Origin of the sequence: Allgaiera indica (assembly GCF_900106675.1) — a bacterium.
Classification (GTDB): domain Bacteria; phylum Pseudomonadota; class Alphaproteobacteria; order Rhodobacterales; family Rhodobacteraceae; genus Acidimangrovimonas; species Acidimangrovimonas indica.
In genome coordinates this window covers 51,607-74,129 of record NZ_FNOB01000011.1, presented here as the reverse complement: position 1 = coordinate 74,129, position 22,523 = coordinate 51,607, and the positions used below count along the sequence as shown (strand labels likewise).

Annotated in this window: 19 protein-coding genes; 15 read left to right on the top strand and 4 right to left on the bottom strand. The window is 67.5% G+C overall.

Annotated features, from left to right (window positions below; genetic code table 11):
• Positions 1 to 97: 97 nt before the first annotated feature.
• Positions 98 to 769, top strand: a complete 672-nt coding sequence (locus tag BLV97_RS11605) for an HAD hydrolase-like protein (protein WP_092164071.1) — start codon at positions 98 to 100, stop codon at positions 767 to 769.
• A complete protein-coding gene (locus BLV97_RS11600; protein ID WP_035845724.1) occupies positions 770 to 1,966 on the top strand; it encodes a DegT/DnrJ/EryC1/StrS family aminotransferase in 1,197 nt (398 codons plus the stop codon). It begins immediately after the preceding gene.
• Positions 1,967 to 2,114: 148 nt separating this feature from the next.
• Here BLV97_RS11600 and BLV97_RS11595 read toward each other — a convergent pair whose 3' ends face one another.
• The 4 genes from BLV97_RS11595 to BLV97_RS11580 form a co-directional block, all read right to left on the bottom strand.
• Complete coding sequence (locus BLV97_RS11595) at positions 2,115 to 3,365, bottom strand: LysM peptidoglycan-binding domain-containing protein (protein ID WP_051646262.1); 1,251 nt, start codon at positions 3,363 to 3,365, stop codon at positions 2,115 to 2,117.
• A 68-nt stretch (positions 3,366 to 3,433) separates the two neighbouring features.
• Entirely contained in the window at positions 3,434 to 4,120 is a 687-nt protein-coding gene (locus BLV97_RS11590; RefSeq protein WP_051646261.1) for a protein-L-isoaspartate(D-aspartate) O-methyltransferase, read from the bottom strand.
• Positions 4,117 to 4,914: a 5'/3'-nucleotidase SurE gene (gene surE / locus BLV97_RS11585; protein ID WP_035845722.1), complete on the bottom strand. Its 798-nt coding sequence runs from the start codon at positions 4,912 to 4,914 to the stop codon at positions 4,117 to 4,119. The genes BLV97_RS11590 and surE overlap by 4 nt, the downstream gene beginning before the upstream one ends.
• Before the next feature lie 608 nt (positions 4,915 to 5,522).
• On the bottom strand, positions 5,523 to 5,738 hold the full coding sequence (locus BLV97_RS11580) for a DUF1127 domain-containing protein (RefSeq protein WP_035845720.1): 216 nt from the start codon (positions 5,736 to 5,738) through the stop codon (positions 5,523 to 5,525).
• Between the two features lie 240 nt (positions 5,739 to 5,978).
• On the opposite strand from BLV97_RS11580, the gene BLV97_RS11575 reads away from it, so the two are divergent.
• From BLV97_RS11575 to murC, 13 genes are all read left to right on the top strand, one after another.
• Complete coding sequence (locus BLV97_RS11575) at positions 5,979 to 7,076, top strand: Mrp/NBP35 family ATP-binding protein (RefSeq protein ID WP_035845718.1); 1,098 nt, start codon at positions 5,979 to 5,981, stop codon at positions 7,074 to 7,076.
• A gap of 659 nt (positions 7,077 to 7,735) precedes the next feature.
• On the top strand, positions 7,736 to 8,314 hold the full coding sequence (locus BLV97_RS11570; protein ID WP_035845715.1) for a division/cell wall cluster transcriptional repressor MraZ: 579 nt from the start codon (positions 7,736 to 7,738) through the stop codon (positions 8,312 to 8,314).
• Positions 8,311 to 9,327: a 16S rRNA (cytosine(1402)-N(4))-methyltransferase RsmH gene (gene rsmH, locus BLV97_RS11565; protein WP_051646259.1), complete on the top strand. Its 1,017-nt coding sequence runs from the start codon at positions 8,311 to 8,313 to the stop codon at positions 9,325 to 9,327. Before BLV97_RS11570 ends, rsmH begins: the two co-directional genes overlap by 4 nt.
• Positions 9,327 to 9,752, top strand: coding sequence for a cell division protein FtsL (gene ftsL, locus BLV97_RS11560; RefSeq protein ID WP_176992649.1), 426 nt, complete (start codon positions 9,327 to 9,329; stop codon positions 9,750 to 9,752). Before rsmH ends, ftsL begins: the two co-directional genes overlap by 1 nt.
• Positions 9,749 to 11,548, top strand: coding sequence for a peptidoglycan D,D-transpeptidase FtsI family protein (locus BLV97_RS11555; RefSeq protein ID WP_035845713.1), 1,800 nt, complete (start codon positions 9,749 to 9,751; stop codon positions 11,546 to 11,548). Before ftsL ends, BLV97_RS11555 begins: the two co-directional genes overlap by 4 nt.
• A 23-nt stretch (positions 11,549 to 11,571) precedes the next feature.
• A complete protein-coding gene (locus tag BLV97_RS11550; protein ID WP_035845711.1) occupies positions 11,572 to 13,062 on the top strand; it encodes a UDP-N-acetylmuramoyl-L-alanyl-D-glutamate--2,6-diaminopimelate ligase in 1,491 nt (496 codons plus the stop codon).
• A complete protein-coding gene (locus BLV97_RS11545; RefSeq protein WP_035845709.1) occupies positions 13,059 to 14,507 on the top strand; it encodes a UDP-N-acetylmuramoyl-tripeptide--D-alanyl-D-alanine ligase in 1,449 nt (482 codons plus the stop codon). The genes BLV97_RS11550 and BLV97_RS11545 overlap by 4 nt, the downstream gene beginning before the upstream one ends.
• The gene (mraY, locus tag BLV97_RS11540) at positions 14,508 to 15,590 is read left to right on the top strand and encodes a phospho-N-acetylmuramoyl-pentapeptide-transferase (RefSeq protein ID WP_035845707.1); all 1,083 of its coding nucleotides are present in this window, start codon (positions 14,508 to 14,510) and stop codon (positions 15,588 to 15,590) included.
• 331 nt (positions 15,591 to 15,921) lie between these two features.
• Positions 15,922 to 17,013, top strand: coding sequence for a sensor histidine kinase (locus BLV97_RS11535; protein ID WP_143037517.1), 1,092 nt, complete (start codon positions 15,922 to 15,924; stop codon positions 17,011 to 17,013).
• A gap of 250 nt (positions 17,014 to 17,263) precedes the next feature.
• Positions 17,264 to 18,667: a UDP-N-acetylmuramoyl-L-alanine--D-glutamate ligase gene (gene murD, locus BLV97_RS11530; protein ID WP_035845704.1), complete on the top strand. Its 1,404-nt coding sequence runs from the start codon at positions 17,264 to 17,266 to the stop codon at positions 18,665 to 18,667.
• A 151-nt stretch (positions 18,668 to 18,818) separates the two neighbouring features.
• Complete coding sequence (ftsW, locus tag BLV97_RS11525) at positions 18,819 to 19,982, top strand: putative lipid II flippase FtsW (RefSeq protein ID WP_035845702.1); 1,164 nt, start codon at positions 18,819 to 18,821, stop codon at positions 19,980 to 19,982.
• Entirely contained in the window at positions 19,982 to 21,109 is a 1,128-nt protein-coding gene (locus BLV97_RS11520) for a UDP-N-acetylglucosamine--N-acetylmuramyl-(pentapeptide) pyrophosphoryl-undecaprenol N-acetylglucosamine transferase (protein WP_035845700.1), read from the top strand. The genes ftsW and BLV97_RS11520 overlap by 1 nt, the downstream gene beginning before the upstream one ends.
• Complete coding sequence (gene murC, locus BLV97_RS11515) at positions 21,106 to 22,521, top strand: UDP-N-acetylmuramate--L-alanine ligase (RefSeq protein WP_035845699.1); 1,416 nt, start codon at positions 21,106 to 21,108, stop codon at positions 22,519 to 22,521. Before BLV97_RS11520 ends, murC begins: the two co-directional genes overlap by 4 nt.
• The last annotated feature ends 2 nt before the right edge of the window (positions 22,522 to 22,523 follow it).

Here is a 22,523-nt window from a genome sequence, read left to right as displayed (position 1 = left end):
GGCCTTTCCTTCCTGTCCCGCCCGTTTTACCCAGAGGCGTCGGGGCCGCAAGTGGCGCGGCTTCAAAACTCCTTACCGGATGTTTCAGGGGGGCGCGATGCGCACGTTGGTCTTCGATCTCGACGGAACGCTGGCCGATACCTCGGCCGATCTGATCGCGGCCGCGAACCATTGCTTTTGCGCCCTCGGCCATGGCGATCTGCTCGATTCCCGCGCCGATGCGCTGACCGCGTTCCACGGCGGGCGGGCGATGCTGCGGCTGGGGTTCTCGCGCCTCGACGTGCCCTGGTCCGAGGACGATGTCGACGCTCAATACCCCCGTCTGCTGCAGGCCTATGCCGACGACATCGATCGCCACACGCGGCTTTATCCCGGGGCCGAGCGTGCGGTGGAGACATTGCACACCCTGGGTATCGCCACCGCGATCTGCACCAACAAGCCCGAGGCCCTGGCCGAGGACCTGCTACGCCGCCTTGGCGTGCGGGCGCTGTTCGCATCGCTCGTGGGGGCCGACACGATGACCACCCGCAAGCCCGACCCCGCGCCCTATCTGGCTGCGGTGGCGCGTGCCGGGGGGACGGCCGCGAGATCGGCCCTGCTGGGCGATACCGAGACCGACGCCAGGACCGCGCGCGTCTGCGGCGTGCCGCTGGCGCTGGTCACCTTCGGCCCCGAGGGGCGGGGGGTGGAACGCTTCGCCCCCGATGCGCTGCTTGATCATTTCGACGCACTGCCGGATCTGGCCCAACGCCTGCTGCCGGAGGCCTGAATGGAGCGGTTCACCGGCAGCTTCACCCAGCAGGAACCGATCCCCGACGAGGCGATCGAGGCCGCCGTCGCGGTGATGCGCCATGGCCGGTTGCACCGCTACAACACCGCGCCGGGAGAGGCGGGCGAGGTCGCGCAGCTTGAGCAGGAATTCGCCGAGGCGATGGGCGCGCGCTATGCGCTGGCGGTGGCCTCGGGCGGCTATGCGCTGGGCTGCGCGCTGCGCGCCCTGCAGGTGGCGCCGGATGAGGCGGTGCTGACCAACGCCTTCACCCTGGCCCCGGTGCCCGGTGCGATCGCCAGCCTCGGTGCTCGGCCGGTCTTCGTGGAAACGCGGCCCGATCTGACCATCGACATGGATCATCTCGTGGCGCAGGCGCGGGCCACGGGCGCACGCGTGCTGATGCTCAGCCACATGCGCGGCCATATCTGCGACATGGAACGGCTGGTCGCGCTTTGCGCCGATCTGGGGCTGACGCTGGTCGAGGATTGCGCCCATACGATGGGCGCGCGCTGGAACGGCACATTGTCGGGCCGGCATGGCGCGATCGCCTGCTATTCGACCCAGACCTACAAGCACCTGAATTCGGGCGAGGGCGGGTTCCTGACCACCGACGACGCCGAATTGATGGCGCGGGCGGTGATGCTTTCGGGCAGCTACATGCTTTATGTCCGCCACCGCGCCGCGCCGCCCCCCGAGGCCTTCGACGCCCTGCGCTGGGAGACGCCCAACATCTCTGGCCGGATGGACAATCTGCGCGCGGCGATCCTGCGGCCCCAGCTTCGGCGGCTGGGCATGCAATGCGCGGCCTGGACCGCGCGCTATCGGGTGGTCGAGGCGGGGCTGCGCGACACGCCCGGCCTGTCGCTGATCGAGCGCGCGGAGGCCGAGGATTTCGTCGGCTCCTCGTTCCAGTTCCGGCTGGACGGCTGGCCCGAGGCGAAGATCCGCGCCTATCTGGACCGTTGCGCAGCCCGGGGGGTGGAACTGAAATGGTTCGGCGCGGCGGAACCGCAGGGGTTCACCTCGCGCTACGACAGCTGGCGCTATGCACGGCCCGCGCCGCTGCCCGGGACCGATCGGGTGCTGGCGGGGCTGATCGACATGCGCCTGCCGCTGACCTTCAGCCTAGATGACTGCGCCCTGATCGCGCGCATCCTGCGGGCCGAGGCCGGGGCGGTCCATCAGGCACCCTGAGGACGCCGCGGGCAGGTTGCCGCGCCGTCCTTCCCGCGAAACCTTTCCCAAGGTGATATGCGCGTGCCGCGCCCGTCCTGCCGCGTGGGCAGGATATCCGGCGGGCACAGGCGCGGCGGGGCGGGGTTGGCGCCGCCCCCGGGGTCGCTTATTGCAGATAGGGCATCGGATCGACGCTGCTGAAGCCCTTGCGCACCTCGAAATGCACGAAGGACGGACTGCCCTTGCGCACCACCGCGATGGTCTGGCCGCGCCGGATCTTCTCGCCCTTCTTCACCTTGATACGGTCGATATTGGCATAGACCGTCAGCAGGTTGTCGGCGTGGCGCACGACCATCACCGGGACCCGGTCGACATCCTTGGTGATCGCCGCGACCGTGCCGCTGTCGGCGGCATGGACCGCGGTGCCCGCCGGGGCCGAGATGTCGATGCCGTCGGATTTGCCCTTCACATAGCCGCGGATGATCTTGCCCTGAACCGGCATGTCGAACTTCGCCGAAGAGGCCTTGGTGCGGTCCTTGCCGAGATCGGGCGAGGGTGGAACCTTGGGGCCGGGCCCGGCGGCGGCCGGCGGGCTGCCGGCGGGCAGCGGCCGCGATGCGGAAGGCGGCTGCGGCACCGGCGTCAGCTGCCCCGGAGGCGAGACCGCGGTGGTCGCGATCGCGCTCCCCGCGGCGGCACTGGCGCCGGCGGAAGTGGCGTTGCGTTTGGGCACCGGGATCAGCAGGATCTGCCCGACCCGCACGTCAAGGTTGGCATCGAGGCCGTTCCAGTCAGCCAGCGACTTGACGGGCACGTTGTAAAGCCGGGCGATGGAATAAGCGGTCTCGCCAGGGCGCACCTTGTGACGCAGCGGCTGTTGGCCCGACTGGATCACCGGTTGAGTGCTGCGGGCCGACGGCGGATTTTCGCCTTGCGAACGGTCGATTGCATTGTTGGCGAGCGCCGTGATGTTGATCTGGCCGCTGCCGCCCACCTGGTTGCCGACCTGCTGGCCCGAGACGCCCGCCGCGCCGCCGCCCGCGGCGTAGGCACCGGTCGCGGCCGAAGGTTCAGCCACCCGGGTTGGCAATGCAAGCACTTCACCGCCACGCAGCGCCACGTTCGGCGAGATGCCGTTGTAGCGCGCCAACTCGCCCGGATTGATGCCGATGCGGCTTGCGATGCTCATCACCGTATCGCCCTCGCGGGCCACCACGACCTGGTAGCCGGGGTAGGAGATGATGCCGCGGTTGTCGGGCCGGGGCCGCTTGGCCATCGCCGCGCGTACCGCGCCCGATGTGTCGAACCCGTTGCCGTGGCTGCGCAAATCCCAGTCAAAGCCATCGGTGCAGGCGCTTAGGCCCGCGACGGCCAGGCACAGCACCAGCGGGCGGGTCAGCGGAAATCGCTTGGTCATCAATCTGCCTCTTGCCTAGGCCCGGACGCTGCCGGGCTGCCCTTATCAACACCGCCCCAAGGGTCGGCCTAGTCCTGCCCGAGCCCTCCGACCAGCGGCACGAAGCGCACGGGGCGAAGCTCGTCATACTCCAGCCCGTCCTCGGTTCGCGTCACGCGGATCAGGCTTTGCACCGCGTCGGATTGTCCGACCGGCAGCACCATGATACCGCCCACGCGCAACTGGGCCAAGAGGGGCCCCGGAGGGTCCTCGGCCGCCGCGGTCACGAGGATGCGATCGAAGGGCGCCTGATCGGGCAAGCCAAAGCTTCCGTCGGCTGTCATCGCCGTGATGTTGGTCAGGCCGAGCGTGTCGAAGACCTCTTGTGCTTCCTGCACCAGTCGGCGGTGTCGGTCAACGGTATAGACACGGCGGCACAGAAGGCTGAGCACCGCGGCCTGATAGCCCGATCCGGTACCGACCTCGAGCACCTTGTCGCGCGGGCCCACCTGCAGCGCCTGGGTCATCAGCCCAACAACCGAGGGCTGGCTGATGGTCTGGCCGCAGGTGATCGGCAGCGGCATGTCCTCATAGGCGCGGTTGGCGAACAGGCCGCGGACAAAGGCGGCGCGGTCGATCTTTTCCATGGCCGAAAGCGTGCGCGCATCGGTCACCCCCTTGGAGCGCAGCGCGTAGACGAAGCGCATCTGACGCTCGGCCAGGCTTTCGGCCTGGTCGCCGTCGCGGTCCGTGGAAGGATCGTCCTCGGCGTTCATCCGGGTAACTCCGCCTCCAGCCGGGCGCGCAGATCGCTGATCAAGTCGTGCGCCGTCAGATCCGCGCGCATCGGCGTGACCGAGACAAAGCCCGCCAGGTTCGCCTCGACATCGGTGCCGGGGGCGGTCGGCAGGTGCTGCGGCCCGCCCTTGATCCACAGAAACCGGCGCCCGGCGGGGGAATGCTGCGGCTCGACGGTGAACCGCGTATCCTGGCGAAAGCCCTGCTGCACCACCCGCGTGCCGCGCACGGCGGCGGCGCTGACCGGCGGGAAATTCACGTTGAAGAAGGTCCGGTAGGGGCCGGACTGCCAATCGGCATGATCGAGAAGCCCGCGCACCACGACGGCGCCATGAACGGCGGCGGCCTCGAAGGGGTTCTCGGCGTGGTAATTGTCGGGCCCCAGGAATTGCGACAGCGCGATCGCGGGCACGCCTTGCAAGGCGGCCTCCATCGCGCCACCGATGGTACCGGAATAAAGCGTGTTCTCGGCCGCGTTGTTGCCCCGGTTCACGCCCGAAAGCACCAGATCGGGCAGGTCGCCATCCAGCACGTCATGCAATCCCGCCAGCACGCAATCGGCGGGCGAACCCTCGGCGGCGAAACGGCGTGGGCCCAGTTCGGCGATCATCATCGGCTTGGTGTAGCTGATGCAATGGCCGACGCCGGATTGCTCGAACGCGGGGGCAACGGTCCAGACCTCGCCGTCGCCGGCGATCTGGGTGGCGATGTCGTGCAGCACCTGCAACCCCGGTGCGTTGATCCCGTCGTCATTGGTGATGAGAATGCGCATGCTTCGCCCCGGTCGTTGCATGCCCTGATTAGTTCAGCCCGACGCAGGCGTAAACCCGTGCGGGCGGGCCGGCGCGCTTTTGCTTTCCACCGCGGCGCTTGGGTCGCTTTTGTCGCCGCTACGGGTGGTGGGGCGGCAAGCACGGGCAGGCAATACTTCCGGCCGGGAAGGTGCCTGGCGCGGACCCGTCGCTTTGCGATGAAGATATCCTTGGCGGCGGCGCGGCGCCAGAAAGGGCTGGGGGCCAGACCCTTTCGCCACACCGCAACGGTCGTGACGCGGTCAAAAAAAAGCGGCGGTGCCAGGGAGGAGGAGAGGCACCGCCGCGCTATACGATCGGCCCAGGGAGGAGGAGAGGGCCTTTCGTAACCGTTCGGGATCCGGTGGATCCCTGATGAGGGGGCGGCGGTGCCAGGGAGGAGGAGAAGCACCGCCGCGTTATACGATCGGCCCAGGGAGGAGGAGAGGGCCTTTCGTAACTGTTGGGGCGGGCGCTTTCGGGCGCGGGCCCCGGGAAGAAAAGTGCGGCGACATCAGGGAGGAGGAGAGATGTCGCCGCGAGATTTGGAAGGCTCAGGGAGGAGGAGAGAGCCTTCCTAGGAACCTCGTCAAACTTTGTTCGCGGCCTCCAGCGCGATCCGCCTGATCATCGAACGATGCAATCCCAGGTCCGCGAGGTCGCGGTCGCTCAGGGCACTCAGTTCGTTCAGCGTGGTGCGGTAGATCCGGCGGCGCTCTAGCGCGGCGCGGAGTTGAGATTTCAGAAGGCCCAGCCGCCCGCTACGGGCGCCGTCGGCCACATGGGTCATGCTCAGACTTGCCATCGTTTCGTCTTTCGGTTTGTGTTCGCGTCGTTGAGATCAAAATAGGTGTTTGCTGCGGATGCACAATCCCGCCGTTGCGAAATGCTGCCATGCAGCAAGTGCATAACTGTTGCTGACCTATTCGACGCCACCTTTTCCGGGTTCTTGCGCATTATTGCGTCGCTTTTGAAACCCGACCCTTGCCCTCGCGGCAAAACGCGACAAGGTATGCGCTGCTTGGAATATGAAAGGAAGCCTGTCATGGCGGTCACCCGCGAAGCCGTGCTTGAAGCACTCAAGGCCTTGTCATTTCCGGATGGCAGCAATCCGGTGTCGCGCGATCTGGTGCGGGCGTTGACGGTTGATGGGGCCAATGTCCGATTCGTTTTCGAGGCCCCCAGCGCCGAGGCCGCGCGCGCGATGGAGGCACTGCGCGACATCGCCGAAAAGCAGGTCGCGCAGCTGCCCGGGGTGGAAAAGGTGACCGTCGCGCTGACCGCGCCCACGGCACCGGCGGGGCAGTCGGCGGCCGGCGCCGGCACGGGGGCGCCGCCCAAGCTGCGGGTCGGCGGCCACCCGACCCCGCAAGAGGGCGGCCCGCAGGCGGTGCCCGGCGTCGACCGCATCCTGGTGGTCGCCTCGGGCAAGGGCGGGGTCGGCAAGTCCACCGTCTCGGCCAACCTGGCGGTCGCGCTGGCGCGGCAGGGGCGGCGCGTGGGCCTGCTTGACGCCGATATCTACGGCCCCTCGCAGCCGCGCATGATGGGGGTCAGCGCGCGCCCCGACTCGCCCGATGGCGAGACGATCGTGCCGCTGAAGGCCCATGGCGTGACGATGATGTCGATCGGGCTTATGGTGGCGCCGGAAACCGCGCTGGTCTGGCGCGGGCCGATGCTGATGGGGGCATTGCAGCAGCTGCTGAACAAGGTGCAATGGGGCAGGTTGGACGTCCTGATCATCGACCTTCCGCCCGGCACCGGTGACGTGCAGCTGACGCTTGGTCAGCGCACCATCATGACCGGGGCGATCGTCGTGTCGACGCCGCAGGACGTGGCGCTTCTGGACGCGCGCAAGGCGATCGACATGTTCGACAAGCTGAAGACCCCGATTCTGGGCCTGATCGAGAACATGTCCACCTATGTCTGCCCCAACTGCGGTCACGAAGAGCACCTCTTCGGCCATGGCGGCGTCGCGGCCGAGGCGAAGAAGATGGGCGTGCCGCTTCTGGCGGAACTGCCGCTTAGCCTCGATGTGCGGATCGCGGGCGATGCCGGCGCGCCGGTGGCGACAGGCGAGGGGCCGGCGGCCGATGCCTATATGACGCTGGCGAAGCGGCTGGTCGACGAAGGCAAGGCCTGATCCCCGCCCTCGGCCCCCGCGCGGGGGCCGGGGCGGTGCAAGCGGAGATTTCCCCTGAAGACCCCGACGCAGCATCGTCGGGGTCTTTTCGTGTCGTGGGGCGCACGGGAAATCATGGGAGTATCCGGTTTCGCGATGCGTCTTCGGGCCGCAAGCCCGAATCAATGAGCCGTGATGCCCTGTGTTCTTTGGCTCCAGGCCTGTGAACATGGAAAATCAAAGCGCAGAGATTTTGGTCTGGACTGTGACAAATTAGCAATTATTTGAAATCTGGCGGGATATCATGGAACCCTGCGAAAGCGAAGTCATGTGTCCCATATGTTGTGGTTGATTCTCTGGATGTTACTACCCGTGTGTCGCTAACCTCATATTTCGGTGAGGGCCATATTCGATCTTGCGGTGTTTGCCTGCAGATCGCGGGCTTGTTTCAAGCAGAAAACCATTGCGTCCCATGAAGTACCATGTCATCCCTGTAACCACGATGAGACGGCCAACAGATGGGGCGCTCTAGACCCCGAAAAAGGCAACCAAGCAGGTTTCATACAGGCAGCCGCTTTCATCGAACTGAAGAGATCCGGCGCGCAGGCGAGCAGACATCCCCCCAGGTGGCGTGCGCAGCCGGACAACCCAGAGATGGGACGAGGGCGGCGGATCGGGCAGTGGCAGCAGCCCGACCGCCGTTTTCCGTTCAGCCGGGGCCGGGTCGGGACAATGTGAAGGGGCGCGAGCAGGTGGCGCGCAAGTTCGTAGGCAGATTCGAGCAGAAGGTGGACGGCAAGGGCCGGGTTTCCATCCCGGCCTCGTTTCGCCGCGTGATCGAGACCTCCGATCCCGCCTGGACCCCCGGCGCCCGCCCCACGCTCAACATCGCTTACGGAGAGGACGGTCGCCCCTATCTTGAGGGGTATTCGGTCGAGGGCCTTTCCGAGATGCACGACCAGATCGACCAGCTTCCCCCGGGATCCGATGCGCGCGAGGTCATGGAAGACCTCTATTATTCCTGCGTGCAGGAATTCGCGGTCGATGACGACGGCCGCATCGTGCTGTCGAAGGATCTGCGCGACCGCATCGGCATCGACGGCGAGGCGCTGTTCCTGGCCAAGGGCAACCGCTTCGAGATCTGGGCGCCCGAGGTGCACAAGACCCGCCGCGCCAGCCGGACCCGCGAATTCCTGGCCAGTCAGGGTGAGGATTTCAACCCGCACGCGCTGCTGGCCGCCGCGAAAGGGCAGGGATGATGGAGGCGCCGTCCTCCGCCCCGCATGTCCCCGTTCTTCTGCGTCCCCTGCTTGCGGCCGTGGCCCCGGTCTCTGGGGTGTGGATCGACGGCACCTTCGGCGCGGGCGGCTATGCGCGCGGCCTTCTGGATGCCGGCGCCGATCTGGTGATCGGCATCGACCGCGACCCCCTGGCGCTGGAAATGGCGCAGGCCTGGGCGGGCGAGTATGCCGGACGGCTGCGGCTGGAGCACGGCACCTTTTCGCAGATGGACGAATTGGCGGGCGCGCAGGTCGAGGGCGTGGTGCTGGATCTTGGCGTGTCGTCGATGCAGTTGGACCGGGCCGAGCGCGGCTTTTCCTTCCTGCGCGACGGCCCGCTTGACATGCGCATGAGCCAGCAGGGCCCCTCGGCCGCCGATCTTGTCGCGACCCTGCCCGAAGCCGAACTGGCCGACATATTGTATCATTTCGGAGAAGAGCGCGCCTCGCGCCGGATCGCCCGGGCGATCGTTGCGGCCCGCACCGAGGCGGACATAAAGACCACGCTGCAACTGGCTGGCATCGTTGAGAAATGTCTGCCCAGACCCAAGCCGGGGCAAAGCCATCCCGCGACACGCTCGTTTCAGGCGATCCGGATCGCGGTGAATGCCGAATTCGACGAACTGGTCGAAGGGCTGGAGGCCGCCGAACGTGCCCTGAAACCCGGCGGACGGCTGGCGGTGGTAACCTTCCATTCGCTCGAGGACCGGATCGTCAAGCGCTTCTTCCAGTTGCGCGCGGGTCAGGCGGGCAATGCCAACCGCTATGCGCCCCAGCCCGAAGAGGTCGCGCCGCGCTTCACCCTGACGACGCGCCGCGCGGTGGCCCCGGACGACGGCGAGATGGCCGAAAATCCACGCGCGCGCTCGGCCAAGCTGCGGGTCGCGACGCGCACCGAGGCACCGGCCGGGACGGTCGATCGCAGCCGTCTGGGCCTGCCGGGCGTCTCGCGCGCCGACACGGCCCGGACCGGCAGAAAGGGACGGGGCTGATGCGCAATCTTCTTTACGCGCTCACGGCGTTGGCGGTGATGGGCCTGGTCTTCTGGGCCTACCGAGAGAACTACGGCACCCAGAAGGCGTTGAAGCAGGTCGCCAAGCTTCAGACCGAGATCGCCGGCCTGAAGGAAAACCTTGGCATGCAGCGCGCGGAATGGGCCTTTCTCAACCGCCCCTCGCGGCTGCACCAGCTGGCGCTGTTGAACTTCGACAAGTTGAAGCTGGTACCGATGAGCCCCAGTCAGTTTGGCGATGTCAGCCAGATCCCCTTCGCGCCGCCACCGGCCGCCGATCCAGCGGGCAGCCCCGGCATGGCGGCCGGCGCGGACCCCGCGGCCAAGACCGCCCATCCCGCGGCGGCGGGCGGCGGGCGCACGGCGCTTAATACCCCCCTCGCGAAGCCAGGCCAGAAACGATGACCCGCACTCCCCTCCGTCCGCTGGCACGCATTCTTTCCGCCCGGGCCAGGGGCGAGAACCCCGATGCGATCGAGCGCGAGAATATCCGCGCCCGGCACGAGCAGATGCGCGACCGCCAGCGCCTACGCGCAGAGGGGCGCCTGCTGGTGATGTGCGGCTTCTTCTTCATGGCCTTCGTGGCCGTCGCACTGCAGATGGAGATGGTCTCGTCCTCGGATCCGACCGAGCCGCGCGCCGCAAACGCGGGCAGCGGCGCGGCGGCGGTGGATGCGCGGATCCTGAACCAGCGCGCCGATATCGTGGACCGCAACGGCAACATCCTGGCCACCAACATGGCCACCTATTCGCTTTACGCCCAGCCCCAGCAGATGATTGATCCGGTCCGCGTGGCCAAGGATCTGAAGAAGATCTTTCCGGAACTGGACGAGGCGCGCATGGAGCGCCAGTTCACCGGCAAGCGCACCTTCGTATGGATCCGCAAGCAGCTGTCGCCCGAGCAGATGCAGAAGGTGCATGACATCGGATCTCCGGGGCTGCTGTTCGGCCCGCGCGAGATGCGGCTTTATCCCAACGGGGATCTGGCATCGCATATCCTGGGCGGCGTGCGCTACGGGCGCGAGGGCGTGGATTCGGCTGAACTGGTCGGCGTCGCCGGCATCGAGAAGGTCTATGACAAATGGCTGCGCGACCCGGCCAACGGCGGCAAGCAACTGGTGCTGTCGCTGGACCTGACGGCCGAGGCCACGGTGCGCGAAGTGCTGCAGACCGGCATGAAGATGATGAATGCCAAGGGCGCCGCCGCGATCTTGATGAACGCCAACACCGGCGAGATCGTGGCGATGACCTCGCTGCCGGATTTCAATCCCAACCGCCGCCCGGCGCCGCTGCCCAGCGTGCATCCGGGCGACTCGCCGCTGTTCAACCGCGCGGTTCAGGGGCTTTACGAACTGGGGTCCACCTTCAAGCTGTTCGCCCTGGCGCAGGCGCTGCAACTGGGGCTGGTCACGCCCGACACGGTGATCGACACCAAGCCGTTCCGCATCGGCGGCTTCCTGATCCACGATTTCCACAATTACGGCAGCAAGCTGAGCGTCACCAAGATCATGGTCGAAAGCTCGAACATCGGCGCGGCGCGGATCGCCCAGATGATCGGGCCGCAAAAGCAGGAGGCCTTCCTGAAGACGCTGGGCCTGCTGTCGCCGACCCATGTGCAGCTGATCGAGGCCGAAGGTGCCAAGCCCTTGGCGCCGCCGAAATGGACCGATGTTGCCTCGACCACCATCGCCTATGGCCACGGGCTGGCGGTCAGCCCGTTGAACCTGGCCGTGGCCTATGCCTCCATCCTGAACGGGGGGCACCGGGTCTATGCCTCGCTGGTCAAGACCGATCACCCGAAGATCGGCCCGCAGATCGTGTCGCCGCAGGTGTCGGCCACCGCCCGCGCGATCTTGCGCAAGGTGGTGACCGATGGCACCGCCACGATGGCCAACGTCAAGGGATATGAGGTGGCCGGCAAGACCGGTACCGCCGACAAGCCCGACCCGCAGGGCGGTTACTATCACGACAAGGTGGTTTCCACCTTCGCCGGTGCCTTTCCGGCCAACGACCCTAAATATGTGCTGGTGGTGATGCTGGACGAACCCTCGGACAACATCGGCAGCCACCCCAAGCGCACCGCCGGTTGGACGGCCGTGCCGGTGGCCGCCGAGATCATCCGTCGCGTCGCGCCGTTGCTGGGGATGCGGCCGCAAGTTGAAACCGCCTCGCTGAATGGCTTAAAGCTCGCCCAGAACTGAGCGCAGCCGGAAAGGGCCCTGCGATGGCGGCACAAGACACCACGAAAAGCCTGGCCCAGCTGGGGCTGACGGCGCGCGGCGGCCGCGAGGTGGCGATCACCGGCCTGGCCGTCGACAGCCGAATCGTCGCCGCGGGGAACCTCTTTGCCGCGTTGCCCGGTTCCCGGGCGCATGGGATCGCGTTTCTGGACAAGGCGCTGGCCCAGGGCGCGGCCGCGGTGCTGACCGATGCGCAGGGCGCGCGCCAGGCCGCAAAGGCGCTGGAAGCGGCCGACATCCCCGCCGTCGTGGCCGAGGATCCGCGCCAGGCCCTGGCGATGGCCGCGGCGCTGTGGTTCGGCGCCCAGCCCAGGGTGATGGTCGCGGTGACCGGCACCAATGGCAAGACCAGCGTGGCAAGTTTCACCCGTCAGATCTGGAACGAGCTGGGGCTGATGGCGATCAACCTCGGCACCACGGGGGTCGAGGGAAGCTGGACCGCGCCGCTGCACCACACCACGCCCGAGCCGATCACCCTGCACCGCGCGCTGGCCGCGGCGGCCGAGGCCGGCGTCACCCATGCGGCGATGGAGGCATCGTCGCACGGGCTGGACCAGCGCCGGCTGGACGGGGTGCATCTGGTCGCGGCGGGGTTCACCAATTTCACCCAGGACCATCTGGATTATCACGCCACCTTCGAGGCCTATTTCGCCGCCAAGGCGGGGCTTTTCGACCGGGTGCTGCCCGAGGACGGCACGGCGGTGATAAATGTCGACGACAGGCGCGGGGTCGAGATGCGCCAGGTCGCCAAGCTGCGCGGCCAGGGGGTCCTGAACGTCGGCCGCACCGAGGGCTGCGAACTGCGCATCCTGAACCAGCGCTTCGACGCCACCGGCCAGGACCTGCGCTTTTCCTGGCGCGGCGAGGCGCATCAGGTGCGGCTGGGCCTGATCGGCGGCTTCCAGGCCGAGAACGTGATGCTGGCCGCGGGCCTTGCCATCGCCAGCGGCGAGCCGCCCGAGGCGGTGTTCGACGTGCTGCCGCGCCTGATCACGGTGCGCGGCCGGATGCAGCATGTGGCGACGCGCGCCAGCGGTGCTCCGGTTTTTGTCGATTACGCCCATACGCCCGACGCGGTGCAAACCGCGCTGAAGGCGCTGCGCCCGCATGTGATGGGGCGGCTCGTGGTGGTGATGGGGGCGGGGGGCGACCGCGACCGCAGCAAGCGGCCGCTGATGGGAAAGGCCGCGGCCGAGAACGCCGACATGGTGATCGTGACCGACGACAACCCCCGTTCGGAAGACCCGGCCACGATCCGCGCGGCGATCCTGGCGGCCTGTCCGGGCGCGCTGGAGGTCGGTGACCGGGCCGAGGCGATCCTGCGTGGCGTCGATGCGCTGGGGCCGGGCGATGCGCTCTTGATCGCCGGCAAGGGCCATGAAAGCGGCCAGACCGTCGGCGACATGGTCTATCCGTTCGACGACGCCGAGCAGGCCAGCGTCGCGGTCGCCGCGCTGGAAGGAAAGCTGGCATGAGCGTGCTTTGGACCGCCGCCGAGGCCGCCGCCGCCACCCAGGGCCGGGCGACCCGCGACTTCGCCGCGACGGGGGTGTCGATCGACACCCGGACGCTGGCGCCGGGCGATCTGTTCGTGGCGCTGAAGGACATTCGCGACGGCCATGACTTCGTGGCCCAGGCGCTGGAAAGGGGCGCCGCGGCCGCGCTGGTCAGCCGTATCCCCGAGGGCGTGCCCGAGGACGCGCCGCTGTTGATCGTCGACGACGTTCTGGCGGCGCTGGAACGGCTGGGCGCGGCGGCACGGGCGCGCGCGCGGGCGCGGGTCGTCGGGGTGACCGGTTCGGTCGGCAAGACCTCGACCAAGGAGATGCTGCGCGCGGTCCTGGGCGGGCAGGGCCATGTCCATGCCGCCGAGGCCAGTTACAACAACCATTGGGGCGTGCCGCTGACCCTGGCACGGATGCCGGCGGAATGCGATTTCGCGGTGATCGAGATCGGCATGAACCACCCCGGAGAGATCGCCCCCCTCGCCCGTCTGGCGCGGCCGCATGTGGCGATGATCACCACCGTGGCCGCGGCGCATCTTGAGGCTTTCGAAAGCATCGCGGGCATCGCCCAGGAAAAGGCCGCGATCCTTCAGGGGCTAGAACCCGGCGGAACCGCGGTGCTGCCCGCCGATCTGGCGGTGACCCCGATTCTGACGGCGGCCGCCGGAACGCAGAGCGCCGCGATTACCCTGTTCGGCGCCGATGAGACGGCCGATTTTCGGCTGCAGGAAGCCCGCGTCAGCCGTGACGCCACGGTGGTGCGGGCCTTGGCGCGCGGTGCGCCGCTGCTGTTCAAGGTCCGCTCTGCCGGGCGTCATTTCGCCCAGAACGCCCTGGGCGCGCTGGCGGTGGCCGAGGCCCTGGGCCTTGATCTGGCCGTCGCGGCGCTGGACATCGGGCACTGGCAGCCGCCGGCGGGGCGCGGCCTGCGCGAGCGGATCGTGATGGATGTGGTCCAGGACCAGATGGCCTTTGACCTGATCGACGACGCCTTCAACGCCAACCCTGCCTCGGTGGCGGCGGCGCTGGACGTGCTGATCGCCGCCGAGCCCGAGCACGGCATCGGCCGCGTGACCGAGGGCCGCCGCATCGCCATTCTCGGCGACATGCTGGAACTGGGCCCCGAGGAAGAGTTGCTGCACCTGGCGATCGCCCGCCACCCGGGGCTGGACGCGATCCACGCGATCCATTGCGTAGGCCCCCGGATGCGCGGCCTGTGGTCGGCGCTGCCGCGCGGCCAGCGCGGCGAATGGCACGCTTCGGCCGCCGATCTGGCGGCGCGGGCGCATCATCTGGTCGACGCCGGCGATGTCGTGCTGGTGAAGGGCTCGAAGGGCTCGAAGGTCAGCCTTGTGGTTGACGCGCTGCGCAAATTGCGCCAAGCGGACGCCACCCCAAGCCAAGGACCCCTCTGAATGCTCTACTGGCTGAGCGCCTTCTCGCATGGCGGCGATATCTTCAACCTGTTTCGCTACATAACCTTCAGGGCGGGCGGCGCGTTTTTTACCGCGCTGATCTTCGGCTTCCTGTTCGGGCGTCCACTGATCGACTTTCTGCGCCTGCGCCAGAAGAAGGGTCAGCCGATCCGCGACGACGGCCCCCAGACCCATTTCGCCAAGGCCGGCACGCCCACGATGGGCGGCGTGCTGATCCTGGGCGCTGTGGTGGTGTCGACGCTGCTTTGGGCGCGGCTTGACGTGATCTATGTCTGGCTGGTGATGGGCGTGACGCTGAGCTTCGGCCTGATCGGTTTCGCCGACGACTGGCAGAAGGTGACCAAGAACAATACCAAGGGTGTGTCCAGCCGGGTGCGCTTCCTGCTGGGCCTGGCCATCGCGGCGGTGGCGACGGCGGTGGTGATGTGGGTGCAACCCCCTGCATTGTCGGCGGATCTGGCGGTGCCGGTCTTCAAGCGGGTGCTGATCCATCTGGGCTATTTCTACATCCCCTTCGGAATGATCGTGATCGTCGGATCGGCCAATGCGGTGAACCTGACCGACGGGCTGGATGGGTTGGCGGTGATGCCGGTGATGATCGCCGCCGGTACCCTGGGCGTGATCGCCTATGTGGTGGGCAACGCGAATTTCGCCAACTACCTGGATCTGCATTTCGTGCCCGGCACCGGCGAGCTGCTGGTCTTCGTCGCCGGGCTGATCGGCGGCGGCCTGGGCTTTTTGTGGTACAACGCGCCGCCCGCGGCCGTATTCATGGGCGACACCGGCAGCCTGGCCTTGGGCGGCGCGCTGGGCGCCATCGCGGTGGCCACCAAGCATGAGATCGTCCTGGCCATCGTCGGCGGGCTATTCGTGGTCGAGGCGCTGTCGGTCATTATCCAGGTGCTCTATTTCAAGCGCACCGGCAAACGTGTCTTCCTGATGGCGCCGATCCATCATCACTTCGAGAAGAAGGGCTGGGCCGAACCGCAGATCGTCATCCGCTTCTGGATCATCTCGCTGATCCTGGCGCTGATCGGGTTGGCGACGCTGAAGCTGCGTTGACAGGGTTTCGCCACGGGCTATGCTTGGCCGGTCCGGTCCGGTCCAGGCCGCGGATCGCGGCGCGCCACGGCGAATGTGAGGCTTTCATGACGGGTGCGCAACGAATAGGCATGCGCCATCTTGTGCACACACTTTCTGCGGAAAAAGCGATGCGCTGTTGCGACACTTTGCGCTTTCGTTTCGTCGGCCTCTGGTCTTTCGAGGACCGGAGGCGACAGTGCGCCCGCATCTGTAATAGTGGCAATCTGTAGCCATTCCTTATCCGAAAGGTTTCGAAGTGCATAGTGATCCGGAATTCGGGGATGACAAGTTTACCCACGCGAGAGCGGTGGTGGCGGCCTCCGAATTCAATCAGGCGGTGCTTGATACCGTTGCCGACGGCATTATCACCATCAGCGGTGACGGCCGCATCCGGTCGTTCAACAAGGCCTCCGAAAGGATCTTCGGCTATCGCGCGTCCGAGGTCGTGGGCAAGAATGTCGCGCTGCTGATGCCGCAATCCTATGCGATGCGACACGACCGCTATCTTGCCGCCTATGCCGCCAGCGGCCAGAGCAAGGTGATCAACGAGCGCCCCGAGCTGGAAGGCAAGCGCAAGTCGGGCGATCTGTTCCCGATCGAGGTCAGTGTGACCGAGGTCAGCCACGCGGGCGAGCCGATCTTCGTCGGCGTGATCCGCGACATCACCGATCGCAAGCGCATGGACCGGATGAAGGCGGAATTCATCTCGACCGTCAGCCATGAATTGCGCACCCCGCTGACCTCGATCTCGGGGGCGTTGTCGCTGATGCGCAGCAATGCGCTGGGCGGATTGCCGCCGAAGATCGAACACCTGGTCGAGATCGCCCTGCGCAATTGCACGCGGCTGTCGGCGCTGGTCAACGACCTGCTCGACATCGAGAAGCTGTCGAGCGGCAAGGTCACCTATCAGATGGAATTCTGGCGGGTCGAGAAACTGGTCTCGGACGCGGTCGACGACAACATCGGTTTCGGCGAGACCTTCGATGTGAAGATCCTGGCCGAACTGAACGGGTCCGAGCACGAGATCTATGTCGATCGTCAGCGTTTCCTTCAGATCCTTGGCAATTTCATCTCGAACGCGGTGAAGTTCTCGCCCAAGGGCAATTCGGTCCGGCTGCGCGTCAGCTACACCAACGCGGCGGCGCGGATCCTGGTCATCGACCAGGGAAGCGGCATCGCCAAGGAAAAGCACGACCGGCTGTTCAAGCGGTTCTCGCAGGTGGATTCCTCCGATATCCGCAAGGCCGGCGGCACCGGTCTGGGCCTGGCGATCACCAAGGAGCTGGCCGAACAGATGGGCGGCAAGACCGGGTTCGATTCCGAACTGGGGCAGGGCTCGACCTTCTGGGTCGAATTCCCGTTGGTGTCGCGCGACAAGGTCGCCGTGCTGAAGCCGCGCTGAAGCGCGCGTTGGGCGGGCAGGGACACGGGCCCTGTCGCCCGCCGCTGCTGCCGCCAGTGGCGCTCCAACCGCTTGCTGCGGCGCCCTTTCGCCGGCACGTCGGGCGAGGTGCGCTGCTTGCTGTTGGCCAAGATCCGTCCCGGCCGGGCGTTCGGGGGCAAGAGGGCGCAAAACCTCGACGGCCAAGCGTGGCCCTTGCGCTTGGGGATGGCTCCGGGGCAAGTTCCGGCCCGAACTTTTGGGGGCGCAGATGATTCCGGTCAGGGGATACGGGGGGCAGCGGGTCGCGGTGCTGGGGCTGGGGCGTTCGGGCCTGGCCGCGGCGCGGGCGCTGAAGGCGGGCGGCGCCGAGCCGCTGGTTTGGGATGACAGCCCCGAGGCCCGCGCCAAGGCCGAGGCAGAGGGCCTGGCCCTTCACGACCTGACCCGGGCCCGCGCGTTCGAGGGCGTTGCCGCGCTGATCGTGAGCCCGGGCATCCCGCATCTCTATCCCGCGCCCAACCCGATCGTCGCCCACGCCTTGGCCGAGGGGATCCCGGTCGACAACGACATCGGGCTGTTCTTCCGCTCCTTCGCGACACCGGAATGGAACCGCTTCGACCAGCCGCCCAAGGTGATCGCGGTGACCGGCTCGAACGGGAAATCCACCACCACGGCGCTGATCCATCATGTCCTGCAGGTCGCGGGGCGGCCGGTGCAGATGGCCGGCAACATCGGCCGCGGGGTGCTGGATCTGGACCCCGCCGGCGATGGCGCGGTGGTGGTGCTGGAACTCAGCTCCTACCAGACCGAACTGGCGCGCGCGCTGACCCCCGACATCGCCGTCTTCACCAACCTCTCGCCCGACCATCTGGACCGGCACCGCGGCCCGGGCGGCTATTTCGCGGCCAAGCGCCGGCTGTTCGCCGAGGGCGGACCCGACCGCGCGGTGATCGGGGTGGACGAGGTCGAGGGCCGGTTTCTGGCCAACCAGCTGTCCGAGGGGCCGGGGGACGACCGGGTGATCCGGGTCTCGTCGGGGACCAAGCTGGAGGGGCCGGGCTGGTCGGTCTTCGCGCGCAAGGGGTTCCTGGCGGAATGGCGCAAGGGGCGGCAGGTGGCCTCGATCGATCTGCGCGCCATCAAGGGGCTGCCCGGGGCGCACAACCATCAAAATGCCTGCGCGGCCCATGCGGCGGTGCGGTCCCTGGGCCTGGCGCCGAAGCTGATCGAGGAGGCCTTCCACAGCTTCGCCGGCCTGCCGCATCGCAGCCAGCTGGTGGCCGAACGCGGCGGCGTGCGTTTCGTGAACGATTCCAAGGCGACCAACGTGGACAGCGCGGCAAAGGCGCTGCAGGCCTTCCCGCGTATCCGCTGGATCGCCGGCGGTCTGGGCAAGGACGGCGGCATCGCGGCGCTGGCGCCGCATCTGGATCACGTGGTCAAGGCCTATCTGATCGGCCATTCGGCGCGCGATTTCGCGCTGCAGCTTGGCGATACCGCGCATGAGATCTGCGAGACCATGGAGGTCGCCGTTGCCCGCGCCGCGGCCGAGGCCGAGCCGGGCGACACCGTCCTTCTGGCCCCCGCCGCCGCGAGTTTCGACCAATATCCGAATTTCGAGAAACGGGGCGAGGATTTCACCGCCCGGGTGCAGGCCCTGGCCGCCGGATAGGACAGGTCCGGGGTCGGCTTCGGCCTGGGCGGGGCTGCGCGCAAAGCCGCGTGGTCGCGGCCTTTCTCCTAGCCAGCAAGCCGCCTATCGGCTAGACTTTGCGCCAGACCCGGCAAACGGGCGTTCTCGAGGCAGCAAGCGGTTTTCTCCGATGACGGAAATGGTCTATGGCGCCGTGCCGGCGCAGGCAGGCGAACCCGTTCTTCCCCGGTGGTGGCGGACGGTCGACAAATGGTCGCTGATGGCGGTGTTCCTGCTTTACGGCATGGGATTGCTGCTGGGCCTTGCGGCCTCGGTTCCGCTGGCCACGCGCAATGGCTTGCCGCCGTTCCATTACGTCGATCGCCAGGCGGTGTTCGGCGCGGTGTCGATGGTGGTGATGCTGCTGACCTCGACGCTGTCGCCCGATCGGGTGCGGCGGCTGGGGGTGGTGGCCTTCCTGTTTGCCTTCATCGCGCTTTCGCTGCTGCCGATCTTCGGGTCCGACTTCGGCAAGGGCGCCACGCGCTGGTTCTCGTTCGGCTTCATCACCGTGCAGCCTTCGGAATTCCTGAAACCGTTCTTCGTGATCCTCTGCGGCTGGCTGATGGCCGCCAGCCAGGAAATCAACGGCCCGCCGGGCAAGTCGATCTCCTTCGCGGTGGCGATCGTCGTTGTCGCCTTCCTGGCGGCCGAGCCCGATTTCGGCCAGTCGGCGCTGATCCTGTTCGCCTGGGGCGTGATGTATTTCGTCGCCGGGGCGCCGATCACCCTGCTGGCGACGGTGGGCGCCATGGTCGCCGGCGGCGGCATGATGGCCTATCAGTATTCCGACCATTTCGCGAAACGGATCAACGGCTATCTGGCCGCCGATGTCGATCCGCGCACCCAGATCGGCTATGCCACCAACGCGATCCAGGAAGGCGGCTTCTTCGGCGTCGGCGTCGGCAACGGTCAGGTGAAATGGTCGCTGCCCGATGCCCATACCGATTTCATCATCGCCGTCGCGGCCGAGGAATACGGCATGATCCTGGTCTTCGTGATCATCGCGCTTTACGCGGTCATCGTGATCCGGTCGCTGGCCCGCCTGATGCGCGAGCGCGATCCCTTCATCCGGCTGGCGGGAACGGGGCTTGCCTGCATCTTCGGGGTGCAGGCGATCGTCAACATGGGCGTGGCCTGCCGGCTGCTGCCCGCCAAGGGGATGACGCTGCCCTTCGTCAGCTACGGCGGATCTTCGATCATCGCGGCGGGGATCACCATGGGGATGCTTCTGGCCTTCACCCGCACGCGCCCGCAGGGCCAGATCGGTGACGTCCTGGGCCGGGGGCGCTGATGGCGGCGAAATCCCCGCTTCTTCTGATTGCGGCGGGTGGGACCGGCGGGCATATGTTCCCCGCCCAGGCGCTGGCCGAGGCGATGGTGCGCAAGGGCTGGCGGGTGCGGCTGTCCACCGACGCGCGAGGAGCGCGCTACGCCGGGGGCTTTCCCCATGTGGTCCAGGTCCGGCAGGTGTCTTCGGCCACTTTCGCACGGGGCGGCGCGCTGGCCCGCGCGGCGGTGCCGTTCCGTATCGCCGGTGGCATTCTGAAGGCGGTGTTCTCGATGCTGGCGGACCGGCCGCGCGTGGTGGTGGGCTTTGGCGGCTATCCGACAATTCCGGCGCTGTCGGCGGCCTGGCTTTTGCGGGTGCCGCGGATGATCCATGAACAGAACGGCGTGCTGGGGCGGGTGAACCGGATCTTCGCGCCTCGGGTCGAGGCGATCGCCTGCGGCACCTGGCCCACCACCCTGCCCGAGGGGGTGAAGGGCGTGCATACCGGCAACCCTGTGCGCCGCGCCGTGCGTGACCGCGCGGGCGCGGCCTATATCCCGCCCGGCGACTATCCGATGAGTCTGGTGGTGATCGGCGGCAGCCAGGGCGCGCGGATCCTGTCGGACGTGGTGCCCGCCGCGCTGGCGGCGCTGCCCGAGGGCCTGCGCGCCAATATCCGCGTCGCCCATCAGGCCCGGGACGAGGATCTGACCCGCGTGACCGAGGCCTATGAAGCCGCCGGCATCCGGGCCGAAGTACTGCCTTTCTTCCCGGACATCCCGCGTCGGTTTTCCGAGGCGCAGCTTGTCATCTCGCGCTCGGGCGCCTCTTCGGTGGCCGATATCGCGATCATCGGGCGGCCCTCGATCCTGATCCCCTTCGCCGCCGCGACCGGCGATCACCAGACGGCGAATGCGCGTGGGCTGGTTGACGCGCAGGCCGCGATCCTGATCCCCGAAAGTGCCCTTGACGCGCGGGCGCTGGCAGGGCAGATCGCCTCGATCCTGACCCAGCCCGACGCGGCCGAGATGATGGCACGCGGGGCGCTCTCCTATGCTCGGCCCGACGCCTGCGACCGGCTGGTCGAGATGGTCGAGGGCCTGGCCCTGGGCGCGGGCGGGCGGCTGAACAGCGAGGCAGAGACATGAACGCGGCGACGAAACTTCCCGGAGAGCTGGGCGCGATCCATTTCGTGGGCATCGGCGGTATCGGCATGTCGGGCATCGCCGAGGTGCTGCTGAACCTGGGCTACCGGGTGCAGGGATCCGACCTGCGCACCACGAAGATCACCGATCGGCTGACGACCCTGGGGGCCAAGGTCTTCGAGGGCCAGAAGGCCGAGAACGTGGCCGACGCCGAGGTGCTGGTGATTTCCTCGGCGATCAAGCCGGGCAACCCGGAACTGGAAGAGGCGCGGCGCCGCAAGCTGCCGGTGGTGCGCCGGGCCGAGATGCTGGCCGAACTGATGCGCCTGCGTTCGAACATCGCGGTCGCGGGGACGCATGGCAAGACCACGACGACCACGATGGTGGCGACCCTTCTGGACAAGGGCGGCTTTGATCCCACGGTGATCAACGGCGGCATCATCCACGCCTATGGTTCCAACGCGCGGGCGGGCGCGGGCGAATGGATGGTGGTCGAGGCCGACGAAAGCGACGGCTCGTTCAACCGCCTGCCGGCGACGATCGCGATCGTCACCAACATCGATCCCGAGCACATGGAACATTGGGGCAGTTTCGACAACCTGCGCCGCGGCTTCACCGATTTCGTCTCGAACATCCCGTTCTACGGGCTGGCGGTCTGCTGCACCGATCATGCCGAGGTGCAGGTGCTGGTCGGGCGGGTGACGGACCGGCGGGTGGTGACCTTCGGCTTCAACGCCCAGGCCGACGTGCGCGCGATCAACCTGCGCTATGAGAACGGGGTGGCGCATTTCGACATCGCCCTGAACGCCGAGGGCGCGGGGGGGGGCGAGGCCAGCCGGATCGAGGGCTGCACCCTGCCGATGCCGGGGGACCACAATGTTTCGAACTGTCTGGCGGCGGTGGCGGTGGCGCGGCATCTGGGCATGAAGAAGGACGAGATCCGCGACGCGCTGGCCAATTTCGGCGGCGTCAACCGGCGCTTCACCCGGGTCGGAGAGGTCGACGGCGTCACCATCATCGACGATTACGGCCATCACCCTGTCGAGATCGCCGCGGTGCTGAAGGCCGCGCGTCAGGCGACGCAGGGCCGGGTGATCGCGGTGCATCAGCCGCACCGCTATTCGCGTCTGCATTCTCTGTTCGACGACTTCTGCACCTGTTTCAACGAGGCCGATGTGGTCGCCATTGCCGAGGTCTATGCCGCCGGCGAAGACCCGATCGAGGGCGCCAGCCGTGACGATCTGGTCGCCGGGCTGATCGCCCATGGCCACCGCCACGCCCGTGCCATTCTGAACGAGGACGATCTGGTGCGGCTGGTGCGCGAACAGGCGCGGCCGGGCGACATGGTGGTCTGCCTTGGCGCGGGCACGATCTCGGCCTGGGCCCATGCGCTGCCGGAACTGCTGAAGGGCTAGGG